The organism is Curtobacterium sp. B8, assembly GCF_000333315.1.
GTDB classification, from domain to species: Bacteria; Actinomycetota; Actinomycetes; order Actinomycetales; family Microbacteriaceae; genus Curtobacterium; species Curtobacterium luteum.
The window spans coordinates 1-1,926 of sequence record NZ_BACW01000549.1 but is presented as its reverse complement, the minus strand read 5'-3'; the positions used below and the strand labels follow the sequence as shown (position 1 = coordinate 1,926).

Here is a 1,926-nt window from a genome sequence, read left to right as displayed (position 1 = left end):
CGGTCTCGAGCGCGAGCCGATCCCAGACGTCGACCGCTACGCCTGCTTCGGTCAGCGCGGCGATCACACTCACGGCTGCTCCGTACGAGTAGTTGCTCGGGTCGGCGAGGATCTCGAGCGCGCGATCCGTACCCCGCGATTGCCTCGGCCGTTTCGACCTGCGTTCAGTGCGCAGGAGGCGACAGAAGTCCCGCCAGCGCTCCTCGGGCGGAGCTTCCGCCATCAGGAAGTCGACGTGGCGCTGCACACGGGCCGGCACAGCCCTGGCGCCGCCGGCACCGTGGGCCTCGAGGAGGAGCTTCGATCGGATGACGGCCGAAGGGAGATCGAGGGCACGGTGCGTCGGCCGGGCGAGGCACAGTGCGTGTTCGAGCTCGTGGTCCGGAACTGCGTCGGGAGCCCGCTCCGCTGATGCTTGCAACGCGTGCACCAGTTCTCCGAGATCGTGGAAGATCAGGTACTCGCGAGCTGTCGAGATGGGCCCGTCGGCGGCGTGGACGAGGTTCATCGCGGTGTTCGAACCCCTCGCGTCGTGCCGGACCTGACCTGGGACCGCGAGCATGGGGTCCGAAGGGCCCTTCCACTTGGACACCTCCTCGTGAGGAGCATGGTTGGGTACCTGGAGCAGCAGAGCGATGCTCGGGCCCGCCGTGTAGAGCTTCGAGTTCAGCCACCAGACGCCCAGTTGGCTCTGCTCGTTCCGCGCTGTGAGGTTGAAGGCGTACAGGCTCTCGAACGCTCCCGCCTGGGGAGCGCTGATCGCCTTCGCGGACATCAACCGCCACCCACGGTCGACGATGCTGTCGAGGATCAACTGGTGTACACCCATCGCGATCGCATCGGGCTTGATGAGGGCGAAGACGAGTTGGCTGAGACGCGGGAGCAAGCGTGACGGCACGGTGGCGACCAGGTCCTCCCAGACGCGATCCGCGGCGCCGATGCTGGCCATGTAGCTGAACTCTGCGGGGGGATCAAGCGGCGTCATGAGCTCCGCTGTTCTTCGCCGTCTCCGCTCCGAGGCCGCTCGCTCCGAGCACGCGTCGAGCCAGCGGTGCCAGATCGAGCCCGAGAGCAGACTCGATGTCGAAGGCGTCGACCGCCTGCCCTTCGAGCAGCGTCATCTGCTCGGGGAACACGGTGGTCTCCACCTCGAACAGCCACAGCAGTCGGCGATCGCCCTCTCGGTCGACGACCCTGCCGATCGCGGGCCCGACCTCGGGCGTGATTCCCAGTTCCTCCTCGAGCTCCCGCGCGATGGTCTGGCGAGGTGATTCGCCCGAGTCACTCGCGCCGCCGAAGAGCGACCAGGTCCCCGGGTTGGATATCCGCGGATCGTCATCACGGAGGTGGAGCACGAGACCGGCCGGACAGCGGATGATGGCGATCGCGCCGGTGCCGACGCTCGACGCTGCGTCCTCAGCATCGCGCTCGGACAGGAAGGGTGCTCGATCCCGCTCAGCCATCGTGTTCCTCGAGGATGACGAGCGAACGGTGCGCGAGTGCCGACGCGCGACCGAACCAAGTGTCCGTCGCACTGCCGGCGCAACGGCGGAAGAGCAGCAACGAGGTGGCTTCGTCGAGCGTCGTCCCAGCCAGGCCGAGGGACCGCGATGCGCATGAGAGGCGTTCCAGCCGCCAACGGTCGTCCGGCCAGATCTGTCCGTCTCGCGCCGCCAGCCCGTCGAACGCCGCTCCCAGCGCCGATCCCATCGCGAGGGATGCGTGATCCAACTTGCTCGAGGCCGCCATCAGGAGCGCATGCTCCAAGGCAGACCGAAGAGTCCGTGTGGCGCTGGCGGTGACGTACCGCGCGAGACCCGCCCGTTCGAGCGCGCGTTGGAGATCGGTCTGCGTTCCGTGCCGCGGAACGGAGGCCGTCACTCGACGAGCCAGGTCCAGCTGGTCTTCACGAACCCGTTGTGAACT

3 protein-coding genes are annotated in these 1,926 nt (G+C 67.5%); all 3 read right to left on the bottom strand.

The features are described 5' to 3' along the window. A partial coding sequence (locus I59_RS14810) for a nucleoside-diphosphate kinase (RefSeq protein ID WP_222835024.1) occupies positions 1–949 on the bottom strand: 949 nt, incomplete at its 3' end. 22 nt (positions 950–971) lie between these two features. After that, positions 972–1,463: an NUDIX domain-containing protein gene (locus tag I59_RS20130; RefSeq protein WP_049976604.1), complete on the bottom strand. Its 492-nt coding sequence runs from the start codon at positions 1,461–1,463 to the stop codon at positions 972–974. Then, a partial coding sequence (locus I59_RS14800) for a hypothetical protein (RefSeq protein WP_222835023.1) occupies positions 1,456–1,926 on the bottom strand: 471 nt, incomplete at its 5' end. The genes I59_RS14800 and I59_RS20130, both read right to left, overlap by 8 nt.